We start from the raw sequence: 21,636 nt of genomic DNA, 5'->3' as shown, positions 1-21,636 counted from the left end.
GCCGTGGAGCCCACGTGGTGCGGCCAGATCGCTCACTGCCGTGCCCGGTCACCCGGACGGCCGGTACGAGCAGGATTGCCGCGGTCGGCTGCTGCGCCCGCACGGCCCCATCGGTGCAGCAACGCTGCGAGGGGTGGTCCCCATTCTGCCCGCCAACAATAAGGGCAAATCGTCCGATAAGGCGGCAAGTGCTCCGTGTGGAGACGGCCTTGCTCAGCCGTTGTGACTCCGGAGGGTCTCGTGGATCTCGACCTCTTCCGTCCGCTCTACACCGCGTCCGATCTCGTTGTGTCGGTGCATCTGGACACCAGTCGGGAGGACCAGGACGCGGATCACCGGGTGGCGACCGGTTGGCGTGCCCTGCGCCGGGATCTGGAGCAGCAGGGCGCGGACGAGCCCACCCTGCTGGTGCTGGACGGTGCGGTCGGGGGATCGCCGCACTTGGTGGGTCCGCAGGGCGAGTCTCTGTTCGCTGCCGACGGCCGGATGCTCGGTGCGTTCACACTCGCGCGTCCGCCGGCCCGCGACCGGGCTGTCGTGGGTCCGGTCGCCGATCCGCTGGAAACAGCGTTCGACCTCGATCACCAGCTTCCCTACGTGATGGTTGCCCTCGATCGGGAGGGCGCGGACGTCGACGCCTTCCCGGCAGGCGCCCTCGATCCGGCCACCAGCCGCACCTTCAGTGGCAGCACGCTGCACATCACCCGGGTGCGGGCCGGCGGCGCGAACATGGCCTCCTACCACCGCCGGACCGTCAACGTGTGGACCAGGAACGCCGCCGGTGTCGCCACCGAGATCGCCGAGGCGTGCGAGGCGGTCGGTGCCGCCTTGGTCTTCGTGGGCGGTGACCCGAAGGCGACCGCGATCCTGCGCGAGGAACTCGCCGGCTGGCGGGGCCACGCCGAGGTGGTCGAGGTGCCGGGCGGCCGCGGGGAGAGGACGCCCTCGCCGTCCTGCGCGAGGCGGTCGACAAGGCACTCCGAGCGGCGTCCGAGCGCAGCCACGCCGCCGCGGCGGCCGAGTTCGAGAGCGCCCGGGCCCAGGGCATGGCGGTGCACGGCATGCCGGCCGTCAGCACGGCCCTGGCCGAAGGGCGGGTGGCCACGCTGCTGCTGAGTGAGGACCGCACCGCCGACCCGCTCAAGTGGTCGGCCGGCGCCAACCCCTGCTGGTCGACAGCGCACCCGAGGCCCTCGACAATGCTGCGGCCGCCGTCCAGGCCCTGGCCGCACCCCTACTGCTGCGGGCCGCGACGATGGGCGGCGCCTCCTTCTCGGAGATTCCCGAGGGCATGGCCGACGACGGCTGCGCGGCCGTTCTGCGTTTCGCCCCGGCATGAGCGCAGAACCCGCTCCCCGAGTCAGCCGGCACACCGTCTTGGAGACTGAGGATGATCATGACTGATGCGACAACAGTGCCGTTCGGTGTCCACTCGGAGGTCGGCCGGCTGCGCAAGGTCCTGGTGTGCGCGCCGGGCCTGGCCCATCGCCGGCTCACCCCGACCAACTCCGACGACCTGCTGTTCGACGACGTGATGTGGGTGGAGAACGCCCAGCGCGACCACGCCGACTTCGTCAACAAGCTCCGCACCCGCGGCGTCGAGGTGGTCGAACTGCACGACCTCCTCGCGCAGACCGTCGCCCTCCCCGAGGCCCGCGGCTGGCTGCTCGACCGGAAGATCACCGCCAACGAGGTCGGCCTCGGTCTGATCGACGGCACCCGGGCGTACCTGGAGACGCTGGCCCCGCGCGAACTCGCGGAGTACCTGATCGGCGGCCTGGCCACCACGGACCTGCCCGAGGACTTCCGCACCGGCCACCTGGCCCTCGCCAGGAGGCGACCGGCACCCGCGAGTACCTGATGCCGCCGCTGCCGAACACCCTCTACACCCGCGACACCACCTGCTGGCTCTACGGCGGACTCACCCTCAACCCGCTCTACTGGCCGGCCCGCCACGACGAGACCCTGCTGATGAAGGCGGTCTACTCCTTCCACCCCGACTACCGCACCTCCACCGTCTGGTGGGGCGACCCCGAGCGGGAGTGGGGCCAGGCCACCTTCGAGGGCGGCGACATCATGCCGGTCGGAAACGGCGTCGTCCTGATGGGCATGAGCGAGCGCACCTCCCGGCAGGCGATCACCCAGGTCGCCGCCGCACTCTTCGCCCGGGGCGCCGCCCGGCAGGTGGTGGTGGCCGGAATGCCCCGGCTGCGCGCCGCCATGCACCTCGACACGGTGTTCACCTTCGCCGACCGCGACATCGTCACCCAGCACCCGGCCATCATGAACGCGGTGCACACCTTCTCGCTGCGCCCCGTGGATAAGGCACCAGGCGTGGAGGTGACCGACGAGGGCGACCGGGCGTTCACCGACATCGTCGCCGAGGCCCTGGGCATCAGCGGCGGTCTGCGCGTGATCGAGACCGGCGGCGACGTCTATGCCTCCGAGCGCCAGCAGTGGGACAGCGGCAACAACGCCGTCGCCGTCGAACCCGGCGTCGTCTTCACCTACGACCGCAACACCCAGACCAACACCCTGCTGCGCAAGGCCGGCGTCGAGGTGATCACCATCGTCGGCGCCGAGCTCGGGCGCGGCCGCGGCGGCGGACACTGCATGACCTGCCCCCTCACCCGCGACCCCGTCGACTACTGACGCGCACCCTCACACCCGGGAGGCACCCGTGTCGGAGTTCCACTGGGGCCACGCCCTACTGCTGTTCCTGGCCCTGTTCGCGCTCTACAGCCCGATCGCCGCCCTCTCCTCCTACCTGCCCTACATGGAGGGCTACACCCCGAAGGAACAGCGCCAACTGTCGTTCGGCCTGTTCCGCAACGTCACCATCCTCATGCTGCTGGCGCTGTGGGTGGGGGAGCCACTGCTGGAACTGCTCGGAATCAGCACCGCCGCGCTCTCGGCCACGGGTGGCATCGCGCTGATCCTGGCCGCCGTGCCGATGATGACCGGCTCCGGATCCTCCCCGCGGGCCCCCGACGACACGGCGGCGGCCAGAGGCCCGAAAGCGCCGTGGCGGTCCATCGTGTTCACCCCGCTCACGTTCCCGCTCACCTTCGGCGGCACCACCTTCGGCTTCTTCGTCGCCTACCGCGCGGATGTGTCCGGCTGGAAGGCCGGCATCGCCATGACCGTCGCGGGCCTGGCCTACGCCGCGGTCACCGGCATCACCCTCTACCTCTCCGGCCACCTCGTGCGCCGCGTCTCCCCGAGCACCGCGGCCATCCTGGACCGGGTCGCCGGGATCCTGCTCACCGCCATCGCGGTCACCCTGATCGCCAGCGGCGGCACCCGCCTGGTCGACGACGTCCTGAACTCCCTGTGACCGTGCCCTCAACAACCCTCCACCCCGGCAGGCACCGCCGCCTGCACATGCTTCGCAACCGGTCCCATGCCGCCGGTCGGCACGCGACCGAGCCGGACCGGCAGCGGCGGTCAGCCCGCGTCCTGGGCCTGGCCCTGGACGCGGGCGAGCTGCTGCTCGCCGACGGCCAGGGCACCGAGGACGTCGAGGCCGCGATGCGCACAGTCGCCCGCACCTACGGCCTGGACGGCGAGCCGCAGGTCACGTTCACCATGATCTCCATCAGCCACCGCCCTTCGGCGGACCACGGCGCGATGATCCTGGACCGCACCGTGTGGCGGCGCGCTCCCAACTACACGCGACTGTCGGCGACCTACACATTCGTGACGCAGGTTGCCGAAGGCCGCCTCGGCCTGGAGCAGGCCCGCCGGCGGCTGGCCGCGATCCGCCGCCGCAGCCCTCCGTACCCCGGCTGGCTGATCTCCCTGGTCGCGGGTTCGCTCGCGGCCAGCGCCACCGTCCTGGTCGGCGGCAGCGCCGACACCAAGGCCGCGCTCACCTTCTCGGCTGCCTTCGTCGCCTCCTTCATCGGCGACCGCCTCGCCGGCATGTTCTACGACCGCGGCGTGCCGGAGTTCTACCAGTACGCCGTCGCGGCCGCCCCCGCCTCCGTCGTCGGTGTCGTCCTCGCCCTGGCCGGCGCCGGCCTGCGCGGATCCCAGGTCATCACCGGCGGCCTCTTCGCCCTCCTGCCCGGCCGCGCCCTGGTTGCTGCCGTCCAGGACGGCCTCACCGGCTTCTATCTCACCGCGGCCGCCCGCCTGGTCGAACTCCTCTACCTCATCACCGGCGTCATCCTCGGTGTCCTCGCCGTCCTGCCCATCGGCCAACTCCTCGGCGCACACCTGCGCCCCGAAGACCCCTGGTACGCAGCTCCGCGCCCGCGCTGCAGCTGCTCGCCGCCGCGGGTCTCACCATCTCCCTCGCCGTTCTCCTGCAGACCCCCCGCCACACGCTGCTGTTCGTCACACTCAACGGTGCCGTCGCCTGGACCGTGTTCGGCGTCCTCACCCGCCAAGTGGACATGAGCCCGATCGCCGCGACCGGCATCGCCGCAGCCACCGCCGCCCTCTTCGCCCACACCGTCTCCCGCCAGCAGAAACTGCAACCCCTGCCGCACATCAGTGCGGCCCTCGGCCCCCTCCTGCCCGGCTCCCTCACGTACACCGGCGTCCTCGCCTTCATCCAAGGACGCCCCGCCGACGGCCTCGGCGACCTCAGCCGTGCCGCAGCCATCGCCCTGGCGCTGGCCATCGGCGTCAGCATCGGCGGTGAAATCACCCGTCAACTACGCCGCGTCCCCTCCCTGCACCGCCTCGCCGCCGAACGCACCCGCGGATACTGACGGGCAGGCGTGGCAGGCCAGTTGGCTCCGCTGATCTGCTCCAGGAGACCTGAAAGCGCCGCGCATCTCCACGACCACGCTGCCGCCCTCCCGAACCCCGAGGCCTGGAACGACTGATCAGCAGCGCGCGGGCGTTGCCACGGTGCCTTCCCTGGTCCTCCACGGCCTTCGAGCGGGCTGAGCCGGGCGTGACAGCTGACCCGGTGCGGCTCCGTGCACGGCTGCGACGGCGGCCGCGACGCACGAACGCGCCGGCGCTGTGCCCGCTCCCCGCCTGCTCATGCCTGCCCGGTTGCCCATCAATGGACGGGCACACTCTGCCGTCACGCTGAGGGTTCGATCCGACGCTCGGCTTCGGCGAGAAGGTTGCGTAGCCGCACTGCGTCCCGGGCGTGGTCCGGTTCGCGTCGGTTGGTGGGCATCGTCAGGGAGACCACTGGGTGGGGCCGCGCGGTGCGCAGGTCCCGCAGGAGGTCGGCGGTCAACGCGTCGTGCTGATCGACGCGACCCGTCCCGGATGGATGGGGACGGACCTCCAGCCGGGCGGTCTGGCCGAGAAGCCCGGCCGGCGACCCGCCGGGCCGGCGAACTGGCCCGAGAGTCCTTCACGACGGCCACCTCGGTGGTGTCGATGTGTGCCGTTGCCCCCGCGGTCGCCTCCAGTGAGCTCCGGCAGTTGGCGCGTCGGCGACTTCGCCGAGCAGCTGCCTGGGCGGCGGCGCGCTCACGGGTGTCCGCGCGAGTTTCCGGCCCAGGGCTACCCCGGTTGTGGTGCGGCGTTCTCGCGCCATGGTTCGTTTGTGGGCCGGCGCAACTGTGGGCACCTGCCTCTTCGCTGCGTAAGCAGTGCAACCGGCGCCACCCGCCGGACGCGCAAAGAGTGGGAGCACAGTCCCCTCCACGAGGAGTTGCAATCATGATGATCGTCCGCAAGCTGCACGACGCCGGAGTGGCCAGCGAGCACGCGTACGCGGCTGCTTTTGGGTCGATCGGCCTTTCGCTGCTCAGTTGGATGACTTCGCTGAAGGCCGAACAGGCTGGGCTCGAGCGCGCCGACCGTTGGGGCATCTTCATCGGCGAGTGGGCGCCGACCTTCTTCGCGCTGGGCCTGGCCCTTGCCACCTACGAGGAACGTTCGCCCAACTCTTCGAGCCCGTCGGATCAGATTCCCGGCTCGGCAAGCGCACCCAAGCCGTTCCGGACGTCGTCCTAGCGCGTCGGATTGCACGCGTTCCGTCCGGCCGAGCTGAAGACGGGGGCCTTCCGGTGCCGAGAGGAGAGCCCCCGTCGGCCGAGCGGTCATGCCGCACCCGCTTCGCCCTCAGGGCCTCGCAGGAGAGGGTGAAGAAGTCGGTGCCGGTGAGCCGATGGGAGAGGGCGCGGCTCTCGGTGTGGGTGTCCGCGGTGGGGGTGCGGTGTTGCTCGGCGGGGAGCTTGTTCGCCTTTCGCGGTGGCGTGACGGCCTGGCCCGGGTGATCCCGATGAAGAGCAAAGCAGCCCTCATCAAGGAGGACTTGGATGCCGGAGAACTGGCGGAAGAGGGCGTCGCTGCCCTCGGCGCCGGGGCATCGTGCTGCGCCCCGGTCCGCAGGGTCCGGCCTTCCTCGTCCCCCATGGGCGTTCTGCTTGTTCATACCGGACACGAACGCCCGTCACCCGCCACGGTGGGCGGCCGGGCCACGGACCGGGACCTCGGTGGCGCGCAGCCGCAGGACGAGGCCTTCGGCTGCGCGCAGGCGATCGGGTCCGCCGGGGTCCGCAGCCGGATCCCGGGCCGGTCGGGGACCGAGAAGCGGTGGCGCGCGAGCAGGGCGTGTATCTCGGCTCAGCACCCGACAGCTCTCCGGATGCGTGCCGGCTCACGCTTCGACCCGTGCGTTGGATCAGTCCAGGGCGCCGTTGATCGTCGCCTGCGCGATCGCGATGCCGGGCAGATGCCGGGCGGCCAAGATCTTGCCGTATGTGCCGTCGTCCATCAGGGACTGCAAGGCGCCCTGGACGGCCTCCTTGAGGCCGGAGGCACTCTTCGAGACGCCGATTCCGATGGGGGAGGCGCTGGTCTCGCCGACCGCCTCCCGGCCGGTCACGGCGTCGAAGACGGTGCCTCCCTCCGCGGTCTCGGAAACGTAGACCGCCGTCACCTCGTCGAGGAAGTCCGCCACCACCTTCCCGCTGCGCAGGGCGAGCTGCGCCTCGGAGTCCTTCGGGAAGGCCATCACGGTGATCGGAGGCTTGCCCTGGGACTTGCAGAGCTCCTGGCGCTGGTCGAGGATCTTCTGGTGGTTGGTGCCGGTCTGCACCGAGACGGCCTTGCCGCACACGTCGGTGACGACCTTGATCCCGTCCGGGTTGCCCTTCTTGACGAGCCATCCAGGGCCGGCGTTGATGTAGTCGACGAAGTCCACGGCCTTCTCGCGTTCCTTCTTGTCGGTCATGGCCGACATGACAGCGTCGAATTTCCCGGCCTGGATCGCCGGGAGGATCCCGTCGAACTTCTGGGCCTGGAAGTCGAACCTGATGCCGAGGCGGGCTCCGACGGCGGCGCCGAGATCGACGTCGATGCCGACGATCTTCTTGCTGCCCTCGCTCTCGTACATCTCGAACGGCGGGTAGGGGATGTCCGAGGCCACCCGGATGACGGCCGCCTTCCTGATGTCGGCCGGCAGCTTGGCGGCGAGCTCGGGCGAGGCGCTGATCGCGATGCCCTGGACGGACACGGGGGCAGATGATGCGGGAGCTGGGTCCGAGCCGGTTCTCGCAGTGCTTTCGCATGCGCTGAGGAGCGGGCTGCAGAGGGCTGCGGTGGCCGTGATCACGGCGATTCTGGTCATGGTCGAGCGGTTCGCGGGCATGGGGGCCTTCCAGAGCTGCAGGAGGTGAGCGGCGAGCGCGACGAGCCGGCGTGAACAGAAATTACAGGCAGTCCAAGTCGGACGTGAATGTATTGAAGATTACATTCCGGCAACGTGCGGTCGGCGTCGGTACGGAGGGGCCCTGCGGAGGCGATGCCCGTGCCGCCCATGTCCCGGGAAGCGTTCAACGCAGGGATGAACACGATCCGCTGCGGCGCCCCACTCTCGCCAAGGGCGGCTAGGTGCGCTCCTGCGCGCAGCGTGCCGGTTCTGGCGATCGGTCACGTCAAGGCCATCGAGTAGCCGAAGCGGCGATCCTCGGCAGGGGCGCAGGCCGGGGGCTGTCGGTCGGGCTTCGAGATCCTCTCCGATCTCGGGCCGGCACCGCGATGCGTCAGTAGGCGGGGGAGTGGGTGGGCGGGTTGGCGAAGGGGGCGGTGCAAGCCGCTCCTCGAGGCCGGGTGGCCGGCGCGTCCTTGTCGGCTCAGGGGCAGGGGTCCGACGAGCTGTCCTGGAACGTGCCGGGCGTGCCCCTGGGGAGTGCTGCTTCGCGGCACCATGTGAACGGACCGCACAGATGAGTTGCTTCCGGTGGCAGAGCCGTCGACCTCGACAGCCGAAGCACGGTGGCAGCCGACACCACGCGCAACCGGTCGTCAGCACATGGACGACCGCGGCGAACACCGCCTCGTCGTCCAGGTTCGCCGTCCCACCACCGTGCGGCCGCACCCGAGCAGCCGGCCGGACGGCTCCATCACATCCCACAAGCCATCAGGAACTCACCCCCACCCACCGCTCCCCATGAGCGATCCAGCGACCCGGCCACCACGGAGGACCCGCTGTCAGAGCGATCCGGCGGCGCGTCACCGGGCCGTCGCCAGGGAGCCGAAGAAGCGGCGCATGCGGTCCCGGTCCTCCGGAAAGGCGGACGCCCAGGCGCTGTCGAGAGCGAACCAGGCGGCGGGCTGACCGGGCTCGCACCGCAGGGGCTGCCGCGGGTCGACGACCGCCGCGTACGACAGGCCGAGCGTGGTCGCCGCCGAGTCCGCACGGAAGCGCCGCACGAAAGCCATCGCCGGCCTGTTCAGCAGCACGGCGGACAGACCCGTCTCCTCGAGAAGCTCCCTGGCCGCCGCCCGGCGCGGCGTCTCGCCGGCATCGACCTTCCCGCCCGGCGGCACAAGCCCACGCCACGGGTGTTCCTCCAGCAGGATCCTGCGGCCCCGGACATCGAAGACCCAGACCTCGGCCACCAACGGACCGCTGTGCTCGGCGGTCCCGGCTCCGTCCAGCCATCCGGCGGCGCCGGGGAGCCGGACTGCAGCCGCGGCCACGTCCTGCCGCGCGGCCCGGACAACGGTGGGCGACAGGGTGCCGCGGCCGCCGGTTTCCCGGCCGCCGTCCTCCCCGGCCCGCTGCCGCCGCCTCTCCCGTTCGTCCATGCCGCCCCACACCCCGTGGGCCTAGCCCGTGGTCATCGCTGTTTCCGCGCATGTCGCTATGACCGGGCAGTGGGCGCAGACGGCTTTGGCGCGCCGGGTCTGTGTGATCCCGGGTCTCTCATTGCTGATGGGGAAGAACAGTTCCGGATCCTCGGAGACGCAGGCGGCCGCCTGCCGCCAGTGCGGGAGAGGGTTGCTGTTCCCGGGAGAGTGCGGCACGGGGTGGTTGCCGGTCCGGTTCGGGTCGCCGCACATGGATCGATGCCTTCCGCTGCGTGCCGCCCACGGGCGGGGCCGGGAGCGGAGCGTTCATGGGAATGGTGGAAGCATCACTGGCCGGTCACGGCCGATTCCACTTGCATCATTCGCGCATCGTCTGTGCCATCCGGTCGCCCGCCGCTGCCCCACGCGTCCGAACGCGGCCCGCTTCGTGTTCGTCGGGCATGGGAGCGCCTTGCGTACGTTGCTGGAGGGCCTGCGCAGGGGGCAGGCCGTCGTCCTCGTGGCGGGCGCGGCGAGGATCGGGAAGTCCGGTAGTGGGGGCCTCCGACGACAGCGGTGTGCAGGGGGTGTCCGGCCGCCACGGCCGCCTCGACGCGTCGCCCCGGGCCGCCGGGCGCGGGCTCGTTCGGGATGATCGCCGGTCTCGAGCCGTCCCAGGAAGCCCTCGCGGCTCGGCTGCGCTGATCGTGGAGCGCAGCCGGGGGGTTCTGGGTGTGTGGGTGTGGGTGGTGTTCTGCTGGTCTGGTCGGCGTGGTTGGTCGGGCTGGTCTGGTCGGCGTGGTTGGTCGGGCTGTGTTGTCCGGTGTTGGTGGGTGGTGGTCATGTCGGGTGGCTGTTGAACGGCATGGGTGGCTGTTGGGGGGTGGTACGGGCCGGGTGGTCGGCTGGTTGTCGTCCGTGGGGGTGTCGCGGTGGTGTCGGTCAGGCTGCGGAGTGGTTGTGGGGTGTTTGGTGTCTCTCGCCGGGGGTGGTGTCCAGGTGTGTCCGGAGGGCTGTGAGTCCGGTGGCCAGGGCACGGCGTTCGGTGGGGGGCATGCTGTTGATGGCCTGGTGGAGCATGGTGTCGCGTTGTTCGCGGATGCGTTGCAGGTGTTCTTTGCCGGCGCGGGTGAGTTGCAGGGTGATCTCGCGGCCGTCGTCGGGGCAGGGCAGTCGTTGGAGGAAGCCGATGGCCTGCAGCCGGTCGCACATGCGGGTCACCGTCGGGGGAGCGGAGGCGAGGCGTTGGCATACGGTGCGCATCCGTATGCCGTTTTCGCGGTCGACGACGTACATCAGGCGCAGCTGGGAGGTGGAGCTGGGGGCGGTGGTGCCGGTGGTGGAGTGTCTGGCGTGCTCCCACATGACGTCGAGGAGTTCGGTGATGGTGCTGGCGGACCGGGTTGCTTCGTGCCAGGTGTGGGGGGTGGCGTCTGGTGCGGTCACGGTTTCCCCGTCGGTGGGTGCTTGTGCCAGGTGGAGGGCCGGCAGTGGTTCAGGTGGTTCCGTCCGGTCCGGTGGGGCGGGCCGGTAGGGCGCTGTCCTGGGTCGCCGGGGTTTTTGCGGCACCGATGGGGTGGGGATGAGTGAGGTGTTCGCGGGTTCCGGTGAGGTCCAGGAGCCGGTCCAGCTTGGCAGGTCTGTCGTCCAGGTGCAGACGTACGCCTGCCGCGGTGGTGCGGCGGCCGATCATCAGCAGGGCCGACAGGCCCATGGGGTCGACCGTGCCGAGGTCCGCGCAGTGCAGATGCAGGTCGGTCAGGGCGGTCCGCCGCGCGAGTTGCGCGGTGACCTCGTCGAGGAGGAGGTCGGCGCTGGTGTGGTCGAGGTCGCCGTGGAGCTCCATGCGGATGCTGTCCTGGGTGTCGACCGTGGTCAGCTGCAGGTGGCGGGGGTGTGTGGTCATGCGGTGTTCCCGGCGGCGGTGGGGTGGGCGGTGGTGAGGGTGTGCGTGGCGGCCTTGAGGATGCGGGTGGCCCGGGGGAAGTCGTGGAGTTCACGGGCGAGGAGATCCAGGGCGGGGGGCAGGCTGTGGGGGTACGCCTCGTGCCGCGAGGATCTGCGCGGTCCAGGTGATGAACCGGGTGAAGAGTTCGTCGTCGTCGAGGTAGAGGGCGGTGGCGAGGAACTCCACGATGTGCGCGAGGTCTTCTGCGGTGCGTTCACGCTGGGCGTCGTTGTGGGCGCGCAGGGCGGGGACGGTGTCCTGCAACGCGGTGAGGACGGTCCCCACGAGGGTGGCGCTGTGACGGGCGACCGTGGTGTATTCCTGGTCGGCCAGGTGCGGCAGGTCGTCGAATTGCTGGTGGTCGGGTTGCGGTCGCGGCAGCGGACTTCTGGCGAGGTGGTCGGCGGCGGCGCGGGCCTCCGGTGCCCAGGCGTCGGCGCCCAGCAGTCGCGCGTACCGGCCCCGGGGGCCGAAGGCGGCACCGCCGACGATGACGGGGACCCCGACGGCCTGGCAGGCGGTGATCGCCGCGTGCGCGGTCGGCAGCCTGGTGGCGATGGAGCCGGAGAGCGCGACCGCGTCCGCTCGGGTGTGGTGGAGGTGGGCGATGAGATGCGGGGTGGGTACCTGGGCGCCCAGGTAGTCGACGTGCCAGCCCCGCAGTTTCAGGACCTCTGCGAGCAGGCGGGCCGGCAGGGCGTGCCATTCGCCGTCCACGCAGGCCACCGTGATCCGGCCCCGGGTGGCGGTGGTGCGGGCGGTGGGGTGCATGCTCACCGCGGTGACGGCACGGTCGTTGATGGCGGTCGCCGCGTGTTCCTGGGCGACGCTGATCCGGTCGGCCGCCCATTCCTCACCGACGCGGCTCTGCACCACGGCGATCACATCGAGCAGGACGTCCTCCGGGGCGGTTCCCTCGTCCAGCATGCGCAGTACGAGTTCGGTGGCCGCGTACTCGTCCATGGCCGAGACGGCGTGCCACACCTGCTCGGCGGGCTCTTTCGCGTGGCCGGGGTGCCGCACCTGCTCGGCGGGCTCTTTCGCGTGGCCGGGGTGCCGCACCTGCTCGGCGGGCTCTTTCGCGTGGCCGGCGTGGGGAGGACGGGGCGGGGAGGACGTGCTCATGCGGTGAACCTGCCTCGGGTGTGTCCGTTCACCGCGCTGAGGTGGTGGGTGCGGGGGCGGAGATCACGACGACGGCCATGTCGTCGTGGGGACGGTTGCCGAGCCATTGGGCGGCCAGCATCTGTACGTGTTCCGCGATCCCCTCGGCGGGCATGCCCGCGCATCCGGACAGGGCGCGCTTGAGGCGTTCCTCACCGAACAGATCGCCGCCCAGCGGCCCGCCCTTGGCTTCGGTGATGCCGTCGGTGTAGAGGACGCACGACTCGCCGGGCGCCAGGGAGACGGCGGCGGTGGTGGCGGAGATGTTCGGGATGGCTCCGATCAGGGTGCCGTGGGTGTCGGCTTCCTCGACGGTGCCGTTCGCGCGGATGATCAGCGGGCTGGGGTGGCCGCCGCTGGTGAGAGTGAGGTCCACCATGTTCCCGCGTCGTACGGCGGAGGCCAGGACCATGGTGGCGAAGCGGGTGTGGTGGGAGCTGAGCAGCGCCGTGTTCAGCAGGTTGAGCATCCGCTGGTGGTCGCCGGACAGGGGCAGCAGGGCGTGCAGGGTGTTACGGATCTTGCCCGTCAGTACGGCGGCTTCCAGGCCCTTGCCGCACACGTCCCCGAGGGAGACCAGGGAGGCCTCGCCCTCGACGGCCGCGGGGTGCACGTCGTAGAAGTCGCCCCCGATGCGTTCGTGGTCCGCGGACGGCCGGTAGCGGCCGGCGAAGTCCACCCCGGAGATCTGGTGCAGGACCGGCGGCATGAGCTCACGCATCAGCACGTCGGTGATCGCGCTCTGCTCCGCGTACAGGCGGGCGGCCGACATCGCGGCCCCGGCACGGGCGGCGAACAGCCGGCAGAAGACCTCCTCCTCGTCGCTGAAGGTTGCGGTTTCCGCCTTGCGCAGCAGGATGAGCGCTCCGGCCGGCACACCGTGCCCGGGCAGCGGGGTGATCACGATCGAGCCGACCGGCCCCAGCCCCTGGGGCAGCATCCACTCGGGAGCCGTGGACGGGTCGATCCACCGCGAGGGCACCGGCGGGAATCCGCGCAGCGCCTCGCCCAGACCCGGTACGTCGTCGGGGTCCACCGTCACGGTGGACTGGGTGGGAGTGCCGCCGCGCAGGCAGGTCACCACCGGCATCCGGCGCCCGGGAACCGCCGCGACGGCCAGCGCGGCGTCCGCGAGGCTTTCGGCGGCCATCTGCGCGGCCACGTCCATGCAGCGTCCCAGGTTGAGGGAGGAGAGCAGGACACTGGACGCCTTCGCGAGGAACGCGGCCCGCTCCTGCTCCATGCGCAGAGCCTCCCGCACGAGCTGGTGGTCGGTGTCGTCCACCAGCCACCACGCCACCCGGCCGTCGCCCCGCACACTGGGGTGCGCCCGGAAACGCCGTCCGCCGATGCCTCCGCGCGGCGGCTCTTCGGTGTCCGGGGCCGCGTGCGGACCGGGGGAGCCCGGCGCGGCGTGCGGACCGGGGGAGCCCAGCGCGGCGTGCGCGGCACAGAGCCAGGCCGGGGCCACGTCCGCCAGAGGTGCCCCGGGCGCCGCGGCGGGCAGGAGAAGACCTGCGGCGTCATTGCAGTGCACCACAGCGCCCCGGGCATCGGCGACCAGCACCGGGTACGGGGCCCCCACCCAGTCGAGGTCCGGTCCCGCGTCCGAAGGAGTGCGCGCTTGAGTGGAAACCAAATATCGAGGATTCGCTGGGCGAATCCCTCACCTCATCACCTAGATGTTTGCCTGGAGGCAACCATCTCCGGTGCTGCCCCTGATTGGCAACCTGCTCCCTGCCCCGTGCGGGCTTCTCGCAAAGGAGCTGCCGTTTCTCCACATGAGGACCACCCCCGGGTGATTTCGAGGTCAGCGGTCGCGGTCGGCGGTGGGGCCGTGCCAGTCCAGGCACATCACCAGGGAGTCGTCCGCCGCCGGGCCGGACCCGCGGTGGCCCGTCAGCTCCTGCAGCATCACTCTCGGCACCTGCGAGGCGGGCAGGAGACGGGTGCCGCTGATCGAGGCGGCCAGCGCGCGGAGGCTGTACTTCTCACCGCCCGGCGACAGCGCGTCGAAGACGCCGTCGCTGATGAAGAGCAGGCGGTCTCCGGGTTCGACCCGCAAGTGCTGCGGCAGGTAGGAAGTGTCCTCGTACATGCCCAGGGGCATCTGCGCCTCCAGCTCGATCGGCTCGATCACCCCGCTGCGCACACGCCAGACCTTCGGGGAGCCGGCATCGACAATCTCCACCTGTCCGGTCGGAAGATGGAAACGGAACAACAGTGCCGACACGTACTGGCTTCCCCCGTGCTGTCCGTACACGGCCTGATCGGCGAGATAGGCCTGATCGCTCAGGCTCAGGCCGGCGCGGCGGGCATTGCGCAGGGCGTTGATGGCGAGGTTCGTCAGCAACGCGGCGTCGATGCCCTCGCCCATGCCGTTGCTCACGGTCACATACAGGTCGTCGGCCGACGCCGACCAGTCGAAGCAGTCACCGAAGATCGCGTAGGCGGGCTCCAACTGGGCGCCCAGGCTGTACTCCGGCCGGGAACAGGAGCGCCCGGGCAGCAACTGCCACTGCATCTCGGCGGCCAGTGTCAGCCGCTCCGCCCGACGCGCCTGCAGGAAGAGATCCGTGTCCCGCTCCGCGACCACCACCTCGTGCGCCAGCGCGTCGGCGCACTCCTGCAGGTCCGCCAGCACGGCGGCGGCCGGCTCGCCGTCCCCCGGCAGGGTGACGCCGAGGACACCCAGCCGGTCGCCCCGGACACTGACCGGCAGGTACACCGTCACCTCGGACGCCGATCGGTCATGCACGCAATGCGGTTCCTGGGCGCCGAACGCACGGCCCGGAGCACTGTCGTTCACCGATACCGGCGGACGGGTGTGCGGCAGCACCCCGACGGGCTGCAACCTCGTCATGGCGTAGTCGACCAGCAGCAGGTCCACCGCCGAGGCACGATGGCGGCGCACGATCGCGGAGCGGACCACGTCGAAAATCTCGTGGGGCGCGGCCTCGCGCAGAGACCGCTCGACCGAACGAGGTCTGTCCATGGACACCACAACCGCCTTCTTCCGCGAATCTCCATCAAAACGACTGCGACATCGACCAGCCGACCGGCCGACCGGCCGAACGGCACGAAATCCCATCCGGGAGTGTCACATGCGCGAGGCCCCGCGCCCGGCCGACCCACGTGCGCCGGGCCACTTCCCGCGAATCATCCGATCGTTGGCCGATGCGCAACGCCGACCGATGAGCAGCGGGCGCGGACGGAGCCGTCGCTGCCGGAACGGACGCCGCGCAGGGCCGGGAGACTGTGAACTCCGGGCTCTGCAGCGGGGCCGGGGGCCGGGGGCGGGGGGCCGGGGGGTCGGGGCCCGCGGTCGGCTCGTTTCGGTGAGTCCGGCGGGAACGTCCGGCCCCGCCATCGAGTCCGGAGGGTTGCTGTCCCGGTCGGGCCTTCGTCCACGAGGGCGGCCCGACCGGCCCGGAACCGCCGACCTCGTCGATGCCCGGGATCCGCGTGGGCGTCCCGGGAATCCCACGGCACCACGCACGCCACTCCACGCCGTGCCCGGCGAGCCGCGCGCTGTCCGGGAGCGATTTTTTCCGGCTCAGGGCCGGCCGGTGTGAGCCGGGCCGATCGGTTTCGGTGGCCGGCCGTTCCCGCGCTCCACGCCGCCGGCGGGGCCGGCCCGGATGCGGCCGTCACTCCGTGCACCCCGGACGAGCCGGGGCATGCCGGCTTGCGGGCGTGCGGTTCGGTACTGGCCAGGTACCCGCCTGTCCCGGGCAGTTATTTCGCGGCCGGATGCCATGGACAAGGGAGCCGGCGGCTCGAGGCTAGCGCGTGCTTGTGACAGTGGCGAGCGTGTGTTTCCGGGTTGGTTTGGTTCCCGCCCTGTTGTCTCGCGCCCGCTGCTACGGTTCGAACCCAGAAGGAAGCCGCCTCATGGCTAACAGTCCTTCTGTACAAGTTTTTTGATGGCCAATCATCTCTGCTGTGTGTGCGGGGGCAGCTTGACGTGACCCGCGGGGCACGCGTCGCTTCGGCGGGCCAGTCCCTCTGCACCGATTGGAAAGGACTCGCAGGAACAATGCCTTCGAATGCTGGCGCAGGACCGGGCGGGGTGGCTGCCGGTCCGCTGCTGGGGGAGCCTCCCCGGCCGATGGCGCAGTGGATCGTCGCGGAGACGACGCGGCGGACCATCACCGCCCAGACCACTGACGGAGCTCGCCGTTACGAGCTCTCGTACGACTCGGAATCTCCGGGGCGAGGACGGGTGAGCATCATCGGCTGCGACACGGACGGGGAGGTCGTTGCGGAACTGCGGGGCGACGTCGTCACCGCTGACCTCCCGCTGATCGCTCGCCTGCTGACAGCTGCCGCAGGTCCGGGCGGCACAGGCGACAGGGTGACCGCAACGGGTCCGCGGACACCCCACCGGCCTCCTCGCACCGGGGAACTGTGGAGTGGCGAGGAGGAGGACCGCCTGGCTGCCCTCCACGGTGAGGGCAGCGATCCGGCCGACATTGCGCAGCACCTCGGACGCTCCGAGAACTCGGTCCGCTGGAAGCTTCACTCCCTTCGCCTGGCCGCCCGCCCCGACGACCTGGTACCGGCTCCCCGCCCCGCCCTGCCCGAGCCTCCCAAGGCCTACACGGTGGAGGAGAAGCGCCGCGAACACCCCAACGCCTACAAGCGCTGGACGGCGGAGGAGGACGCGGACCTCCTCGACCGCTGCGCCAACGGGGTGTCATTGGCCGAACTCGCCGAGGAGTTCGGCCGCTACGAGGGGGCTATCGCCTCGCGCCTGCTCAAGCTCGACGCACAGGGGCCGGCCGTCGGGGAGGCCGAGGAGTTCGGAGGGTGACAGCGGCCGGCCTGCAGCGCCTCGGGGCGGCGTCCGCTGTGGCGGCGCCGACGTTCCCTCGCGGGCCGGGCCCCGGCCCGCGCCCTGAAACCCCTCTGCCGGGTTGATACACACCCTGTTGTTGTGAACCGAGAACCGGATCCGTCACCGACCGCCGTTCGAACGAGGAACCACCGTGAACCCGACCGGCCTTCTCGACGACAAGAGCTCCGCCCTGCGGGCCTTCTTCGACGACGAGTTCCCTGCCCTCCGCGCGCTGCGGGCCTCTTACCGGGCGGCTCTGTCCCCCCGTCTTCCGGCCCAGCGGCCCGCGCCGCCAGTCGGGAGCGCGCCGCGGTGGGGCACCATCGGCGCGGCGATCGACCGTCGCCTGCGCTGGTCGCTGCGCTCGGTTCAGCCGCGCGGCCGCTCGGTGGAGGCGGGGATTGCGATCTCGGCCGAATACGCCCCCGTCTTGAGGCTGGTCGGCGCTGAACTGCTCGACACGATCGACGACCTCATTGCTCGCGAGCGGCTCGACGGCCGCGTACTGCCCGTCGCCCGGGCGTCCGAGACGGAGGATCGCCTCGCGCGCCTCGCCTGGGCCGCGGCACTGTTCGAGGAGGTCTTCCGCACCGGAAGGGTCTGGCCCGCCATGCCGCTGGCCGAGGCCGACGGTTCTCTCACCCTGGAGACCTTGATGCGGGCCGTGCCCGACCATGAGGTGCGGGACATCGCTGCGATGGTGGAACGGGCCTGCCACGGGGGCCTGGAGGCGCTGCGCGCGGCGACTGCACCCGACCAGGTCGTCCTCGCTCCGACTTTCGCGGCAGCGCCGATGTGGGAGGCGCGGACGCCGATTGGATCGCCTACCGCACTCTCGTCGACGTCAAGGCGACGACCTCCCCGGACAAGCTTCCGGGGAGGGACATCCACCAGCTCGCCGGCTACCTGCTCCTGGACTACGACGACGTCTACCGCATTGAGCGTCTTGGCTGGTACCAGGCTCGGACGGGGTCGCTCACCACTTGGGACACCGCGGAGTTCCTCGCCCTCCTGGGATCGCGGGATCCGTTGCCGCGGTTGCGCGGTCGGCTGCGGGCGGCCCTGGCTTCCCGCACTGCCGTTCTGCGCTGAATCCCGTCCGGCCGGGCATCGGCTCGCCGCGATACCGGCGCCCGCGACGCCGACCGGGAGTGCGGCGTTGTCCGGCCACAGGCGCCACGATGGGCGCCCGGTGAGAGAGGACCTGCGATGTCCCTGAAGCGACCCGGGTGCTTCGGTGACCTGTCGTGGTGGACAGGCGCCGTGGGGGTGGAGGTGGCGCGCAATGTCCGGCCGTTCGGCATCGATGAGCACGACGTGCTGCAGGTCGCCTGCCGCTCCGCGGCCTGGCGACTGCAGGCCGCTGTCCTGGCACCGCAGTTGCTGGCCGTGGCCGGCCGCAGGCTGCCGTCCGGAGCTGTGGTCGCGGCGCTGGCCGCCGACCCCTGGCAGCAGGCCCCGGTGCCCGGCGTGCCGCCGGGCACCGGGGCGCAATACCACCGGTGCCGGGCGCGGTGAGACACCCAGGGTGGGCCGGGACGGCGAGCCGTCCCGGCCCACCCGGCATTCAGAACGCGGTCACCCGCGCCGCCCCCGGCCCGAGTCGGGTGACGGACGGCCGCCGCCGGCCGGCGCATCCCCTCGTTCGTCGAAGGCCCGGACGATCGCCTCGACCACGGCCCGGATCCCGCTCCGGTCGTCGTCGGCGCTCTTTCCCCGGCTGTCGTGCGAGCGACCTTCGCGGTTGCCGTTGACCACGGCCCACGAGTAGCCCACCATCCGACCGTCCTCGGGTGCGGCGCGGCGTCCGGCTTTGGGGGCGAGGCCCGCCCGGCCGCTGCGGGCCGGTGCGGACGGGTCAGCAGAGGGTGTCCTGCTCGTGGTCGGCGAGGTCGACGTGGGTGATGCGTGCGGGGTCGAGGCTGGCCGCGGCCAGCTCGCGCGCTTCCCGGGCGTTTCGTGCGAAGACCCGCATGGTGAGCAGCTGGGGCAGTGGGCGACGAGCGCGGGGCAGGGCCGGACGATGCCGTAGATGCCGCGCCGGCTGCCGGCGGTCCGGGCGGGCCAGCCGTAGGCGAACTGCGGCGCGATCTCGCCGAGTGCGGTCCCGGCCCGGGCGGTCATCTCCTTCCAGGCCTGCCGGTTCACCGCGGCGGCCAGTCCCTCCCGCTGGGCCGGGGTGAGGCGGGTCCACCAGCTCCTGGCGACGGCGAGTTCGGCGGCCTGCGCGGCCTGGTACTGCCGTTCGGCTTCCTGCTCGGCGAGCTCGCGTTCGCGGCGCAGCGCCTGGTCCTTGTCCTGCGACATGTGATCCTGACCGTTCGACAAGCGATCTCGACCGCTGAATTTCCTTCAGGGCGGGTCTCTACAAGACGGAGTAGGTCTGGTACTTGCCCTGCAGGGACGAGGCGGCTGCGCCGGCCACGTCGGCCCGGGGCCGGCGGCGCATCCCTGGAGGAACTCCCCGACCCGGGAACCGGTCCATCCCGCTGCGGCGGCAGCGGCCCGGAACCGGGCGCCGTCGTGGGGGGCCAGAGGGTCGAGGAAGTCGAGGACGTAGTCGATCGTGGCCGTGTCCAGGGGGAGTCGCTGCATGGCGACGGCGCGCAGGGCACCGTCGGCAAGCATCGGGGTACCGGCCTCCAGGCACCATCGCAGGGGATGGGCCGTGTCCTGTGGAGTGCTCAGCCGGATGATGGCATCGCCGAGCGCGACGTACACCATGGTCGCCTCGAAGGGGCGCTGGGCGAGTTCCCGGATCAGACCGAGGGCAGGCCGGTGGCCACATGCCCCGAGGGCCATGACCATCTGGTATTGGGTTTCCCATGTACGGGTGTCGCGGACCTCCCGCTGGAGGGCGTCCAGCAGCGACGGACCCGCAGCGGGATCGGCAAGCCGGCGCAGGCGTGCAGCAGCTGAACGCCGCTTGGGGGAAAGCCGGTGGCCGAGCTGCGCCACGGCTTCGTCCAAGGTCAGTGCCATCTCGAATCCCGTCCGGTCGGTTCCATGCCGGCAACGGTAGGCCCCCGCGCTGACACGGCAGTTCGCGGCTCCACGGCGCCGGAAGCCCCTGCCACTGATCAGGATCGAGTGGCATGCGATTTCTCAGCGTGGTGTCAGTGGTGATGAGAGTCGGTTGTGCTGTAGGGCATGAGGGCCAGGCTTCTGCTGGTCAAGGTGTCTTTGGTGTGGGTGAGCGGCTGGCGGGCTGACTGTCACGTGGCGAGAGGTTGGCGGTTGGGTTTGCTGTCGTGGGGCTTTATCGCACCGCCGGTAGTGCTGTCATGGGTTCGACAGATCTGATGCCGGTGCTGGTGGTGTGCGGGTTTGATCCCCGGTATGGGAGATGACGGCGCCGGTGGACGTTCGGGGCGGGTGCTGCCGCGTGCGTTGGTGGTACGGCGTCTGGTGGAGCGGCAGGTGGCCGGGGAGTTGACGTCGTTGCATGTGCGGGCGGTGGCTGACACGGTGGGTGTGTCGGTGCGCACGGTGTGGCGGTGGCTGGCGGAAGCGAAGGCAACTGGTGAGGTCGTCAGGAAGCCTGCGCGCCAGGGCTACGCAATGCCGGACGAGACATGGGCACTGCTGGCGGAAGTGGGCGGGAACGTCGCGGAACTGCGGCGCCGTATGCTCGCTGCCGCCGCCGGCTCGAGCACCGCCGTGCCGACTTTGGGAACGTTGCACCGGGTGGTGCGCCGTGACCGCCTGGCGGGGCGGTTGCTGGTCGTCGAGCGGGAACCGAGTCTTGCCGAGCCGCTGCGCCCGGATCCGCTGAGCGAGTTGGGCCTGGGCACGGTCAGCGGCGCGGGTCTGGGCGGTCGGGTGTTCCTGCGCGAGCAGACCCGCCTGGCCAAGGTGCCGGTTCTGGTGCCCGGCGCGCGGGTCGTTGCCACCCCTCGGTCGCCTCGGTGGTGCAGTGCGTCGCGCACGCTACGGCGGTGGGTGCGGTGGCGTGCCTGTACGGGGATGCCGGCCACGGCAAGACGGTGGCCCTGCAGTACGCCCTGTCCCAGCTGCCGGAACCGGTCCGGGTCCGCCGGGTCCATGTCGGGGTGCACCCATCGGTGCCGGAACTGCGCCGGGTGCTGGCCGACGCCCTGGAGCTGAAACGGCTGCCGCACGCCACCGGCGCGGCGGACCTGATGCTCCTGGACGCGCTGCGCCAGCCCAGGGTCCTGGTCCTGGACGAGGCGCAGCGTCTGCCTGTTCCGGCGCTGGAGTTCCTGCGGCAGTTGTGGGACCACCCGGACACGGACGTCGCGCTGCTCCTCGCTGGCGCGGGGGCCGAGCGCGCCCTGCGCAGGGTGCCGGCGCTGGCATCACGGGTGCTGACCTGGGAGCTGGTGCCGCGCCTGGGCCAGGCCGCGGTCAGGCCGGTGATGGAGGCGTTCCACCCGCTGTGGGGACAGGTGGCACCCGTGGACATGGCGTGGGTGGAGGAGCACGTCGGGCACGGCAATTTCCGGACCTGGGCGAAGGTCACCTCGCATCTGACTGCGGAGGTCTACGGCCAGGCCCGCGCGGTGGTCGACCGCCCGCTCCTGGAGAGAGTCTGCGCCCGCCTCACCGGACCGGTGTGACGGCCGCCGCCCCCGTGACGAAACCGGCAGCGACAGCTGGCCGGCACCGGAACGCCGGATGGCCACCGCGCGGTGGTGCCAACGGCCCGAGGAAGGCAGGAGAACAT

At 71.2% G+C, this 21,636-nt stretch carries 18 protein-coding genes and 3 pseudogenes; 11 read left to right on the top strand and 10 right to left on the bottom strand.

The features are described from left to right. Positions 1 to 240 precede the first annotated feature (240 nt). The 7 genes and pseudogenes from ABEB13_RS00290 (at position 241) to ABEB13_RS00255 (ending at position 5,934) form a co-directional block, all read left to right on the top strand. Positions 241 to 1,116 carry a baeRF2 domain-containing protein gene (locus tag ABEB13_RS00290; protein WP_345703710.1) on the top strand — a complete coding sequence of 292 codons (876 nt, stop codon included), beginning with the start codon at positions 241 to 243 and terminating at the stop codon, positions 1,114 to 1,116. 28 nt (positions 1,117 to 1,144) lie between these two features. Continuing rightward, positions 1,145 to 1,339, top strand: coding sequence for a hypothetical protein (locus ABEB13_RS00285; protein ID WP_345703709.1), 195 nt, complete (start codon positions 1,145 to 1,147; stop codon positions 1,337 to 1,339). Positions 1,340 to 1,396: 57 nt separating this feature from the next. Next, positions 1,397 to 2,652: pseudogene (locus tag ABEB13_RS00280) on the top strand (arginine deiminase). 28 nt (positions 2,653 to 2,680) lie between these two features. Beyond that, positions 2,681 to 3,337, top strand: coding sequence for a MarC family protein (locus ABEB13_RS00275; protein WP_345703708.1), 657 nt, complete (start codon positions 2,681 to 2,683; stop codon positions 3,335 to 3,337). Positions 3,338 to 3,384: 47 nt separating this feature from the next. After that, positions 3,385 to 4,404 carry a threonine/serine exporter family protein gene (locus ABEB13_RS00270; RefSeq protein WP_345703707.1) on the top strand — a complete coding sequence of 340 codons (1,020 nt, stop codon included), beginning with the start codon at positions 3,385 to 3,387 and terminating at the stop codon, positions 4,402 to 4,404. Next, positions 4,293 to 4,721, top strand: a complete 429-nt coding sequence (locus ABEB13_RS00265; protein ID WP_345709485.1) for a threonine/serine exporter family protein — start codon at positions 4,293 to 4,295, stop codon at positions 4,719 to 4,721. Before ABEB13_RS00270 ends, ABEB13_RS00265 begins: the two co-directional genes overlap by 112 nt. 919 nt (positions 4,722 to 5,640) lie before the next feature. After that, positions 5,641 to 5,934: a hypothetical protein gene (locus ABEB13_RS00255; RefSeq protein ID WP_345709484.1), complete on the top strand. Its 294-nt coding sequence runs from the start codon at positions 5,641 to 5,643 to the stop codon at positions 5,932 to 5,934. 670 nt (positions 5,935 to 6,604) lie between these two features. On the opposite strand, the gene ABEB13_RS00250 is transcribed toward ABEB13_RS00255, so the two are convergent. The 8 genes and pseudogenes from ABEB13_RS00250 to ABEB13_RS00215 form a co-directional block, all read right to left on the bottom strand. Beyond that, positions 6,605 to 7,438 carry an ABC transporter substrate-binding protein gene (locus tag ABEB13_RS00250; protein WP_345703706.1) on the bottom strand — a complete coding sequence of 278 codons (834 nt, stop codon included), beginning with the start codon at positions 7,436 to 7,438 and terminating at the stop codon, positions 6,605 to 6,607. A 998-nt stretch (positions 7,439 to 8,436) separates the two neighbouring features. Beyond that, positions 8,437 to 9,015, bottom strand: coding sequence for an NUDIX domain-containing protein (locus ABEB13_RS00245; RefSeq protein ID WP_345703705.1), 579 nt, complete (start codon positions 9,013 to 9,015; stop codon positions 8,437 to 8,439). A gap of 21 nt (positions 9,016 to 9,036) precedes the next feature. Then, entirely contained in the window at positions 9,037 to 9,270 is a 234-nt protein-coding gene (locus ABEB13_RS00240; RefSeq protein WP_345703704.1) for a WhiB family transcriptional regulator, read from the bottom strand. Between the two features lie 669 nt (positions 9,271 to 9,939). After that, positions 9,940 to 10,443 (bottom strand): MarR family winged helix-turn-helix transcriptional regulator, encoded by a 504-nt coding sequence (locus ABEB13_RS00235; RefSeq protein ID WP_345703703.1) that lies wholly within the window; start codon positions 10,441 to 10,443, stop codon positions 9,940 to 9,942. 49 nt (positions 10,444 to 10,492) lie between these two features. Next, positions 10,493 to 10,903 carry an STAS domain-containing protein gene (locus tag ABEB13_RS00230; RefSeq protein WP_345703702.1) on the bottom strand — a complete coding sequence of 137 codons (411 nt, stop codon included), beginning with the start codon at positions 10,901 to 10,903 and terminating at the stop codon, positions 10,493 to 10,495. Further along, positions 10,900 to 11,908: pseudogene (locus ABEB13_RS00225) on the bottom strand (cobalamin B12-binding domain-containing protein). The gene ABEB13_RS00230 and the pseudogene ABEB13_RS00225 overlap by 4 nt, the downstream one beginning before the upstream one ends. Before the next feature lie 158 nt (positions 11,909 to 12,066). Beyond that, positions 12,067 to 13,676: pseudogene (locus tag ABEB13_RS00220) on the bottom strand (PP2C family protein-serine/threonine phosphatase). 243 nt (positions 13,677 to 13,919) lie between these two features. Continuing rightward, on the bottom strand, positions 13,920 to 15,104 hold the full coding sequence (locus ABEB13_RS00215; RefSeq protein ID WP_345709483.1) for a PP2C family protein-serine/threonine phosphatase: 1,185 nt from the start codon (positions 15,102 to 15,104) through the stop codon (positions 13,920 to 13,922). Positions 15,105 to 16,334: 1,230 nt separating this feature from the next. On the opposite strand from ABEB13_RS00215, the gene ABEB13_RS00210 reads away from it, so the two are divergent. The 3 genes from ABEB13_RS00210 (at position 16,335) to ABEB13_RS00200 (ending at position 18,467) form a co-directional block, all read left to right on the top strand. Then, positions 16,335 to 16,925, top strand: a complete 591-nt coding sequence (locus ABEB13_RS00210) for a hypothetical protein (protein ID WP_345703701.1) — start codon at positions 16,335 to 16,337, stop codon at positions 16,923 to 16,925. Between the two features lie 819 nt (positions 16,926 to 17,744). Further along, the gene (locus ABEB13_RS00205) at positions 17,745 to 18,041 is read left to right on the top strand and encodes a hypothetical protein (protein WP_345703700.1); all 297 of its coding nucleotides are present in this window, start codon (positions 17,745 to 17,747) and stop codon (positions 18,039 to 18,041) included. Positions 18,042 to 18,158: 117 nt separating this feature from the next. Then, complete coding sequence (locus tag ABEB13_RS00200; RefSeq protein ID WP_345703699.1) at positions 18,159 to 18,467, top strand: DciA family protein; 309 nt, start codon at positions 18,159 to 18,161, stop codon at positions 18,465 to 18,467. Positions 18,468 to 18,527: 60 nt separating this feature from the next. Here the strand turns inward: ABEB13_RS00200 and ABEB13_RS00195 are convergent, their stop codons facing one another. Together ABEB13_RS00195 and ABEB13_RS00190 are read right to left on the bottom strand one after the other, a co-directional pair. Beyond that, complete coding sequence (locus ABEB13_RS00195) at positions 18,528 to 19,256, bottom strand: hypothetical protein (protein WP_345703698.1); 729 nt, start codon at positions 19,254 to 19,256, stop codon at positions 18,528 to 18,530. Positions 19,257 to 19,301: 45 nt separating this feature from the next. Then, a complete protein-coding gene (locus ABEB13_RS00190; protein ID WP_345703697.1) occupies positions 19,302 to 19,931 on the bottom strand; it encodes a HEAT repeat domain-containing protein in 630 nt (209 codons plus the stop codon). A 956-nt stretch (positions 19,932 to 20,887) separates the two neighbouring features. On the opposite strand from ABEB13_RS00190, the gene ABEB13_RS00185 reads away from it, so the two are divergent. Next, positions 20,888 to 21,529, top strand: coding sequence for an AAA family ATPase (locus tag ABEB13_RS00185; protein WP_345703696.1), 642 nt, complete (start codon positions 20,888 to 20,890; stop codon positions 21,527 to 21,529). Positions 21,530 to 21,636: the final 107 nt, after the last annotated feature.

Origin of the sequence: Kitasatospora paranensis, from assembly GCF_039544005.1 — a bacterium.
Lineage (GTDB): Bacteria > Actinomycetota > Actinomycetes > Streptomycetales > Streptomycetaceae > Kitasatospora > Kitasatospora paranensis.
Note: the sequence above shows the minus strand (reverse complement) of the source record. Positions and strands in the feature narration are given on the sequence as shown.

Coding starts and splice junctions, on each gene's coding strand:
- ABEB13_RS00195 (WP_345703698.1), bottom strand. CDS start 19,256: ATGTCGCAGGACAAGGACCAGGCGCTGCGCCGCGAACGCGAGCTCGCC.
- ABEB13_RS00240 (WP_345703704.1), bottom strand. CDS start 9,270: ATGTGCGGCGACCCGAACCGGACCGGCAACCACCCCGTGCCGCACTCT.
- ABEB13_RS00215 (WP_345709483.1), bottom strand. CDS start 15,104: ATGGACAGACCTCGTTCGGTCGAGCGGTCTCTGCGCGAGGCCGCGCCC.
- ABEB13_RS00255 (WP_345709484.1), top strand. CDS start 5,641: ATGATCGTCCGCAAGCTGCACGACGCCGGAGTGGCCAGCGAGCACGCG.
- ABEB13_RS00230 (WP_345703702.1), bottom strand. CDS start 10,903: ATGACCACACACCCCCGCCACCTGCAGCTGACCACGGTCGACACCCAG.
- ABEB13_RS00270 (WP_345703707.1), top strand. CDS start 3,385: ATGCTTCGCAACCGGTCCCATGCCGCCGGTCGGCACGCGACCGAGCCG.
- ABEB13_RS00190 (WP_345703697.1), bottom strand. CDS start 19,931: ATGGCACTGACCTTGGACGAAGCCGTGGCGCAGCTCGGCCACCGGCTT.
- ABEB13_RS00245 (WP_345703705.1), bottom strand. CDS start 9,015: ATGGACGAACGGGAGAGGCGGCGGCAGCGGGCCGGGGAGGACGGCGGC.
- ABEB13_RS00200 (WP_345703699.1), top strand. CDS start 18,159: ATGTCCCTGAAGCGACCCGGGTGCTTCGGTGACCTGTCGTGGTGGACA.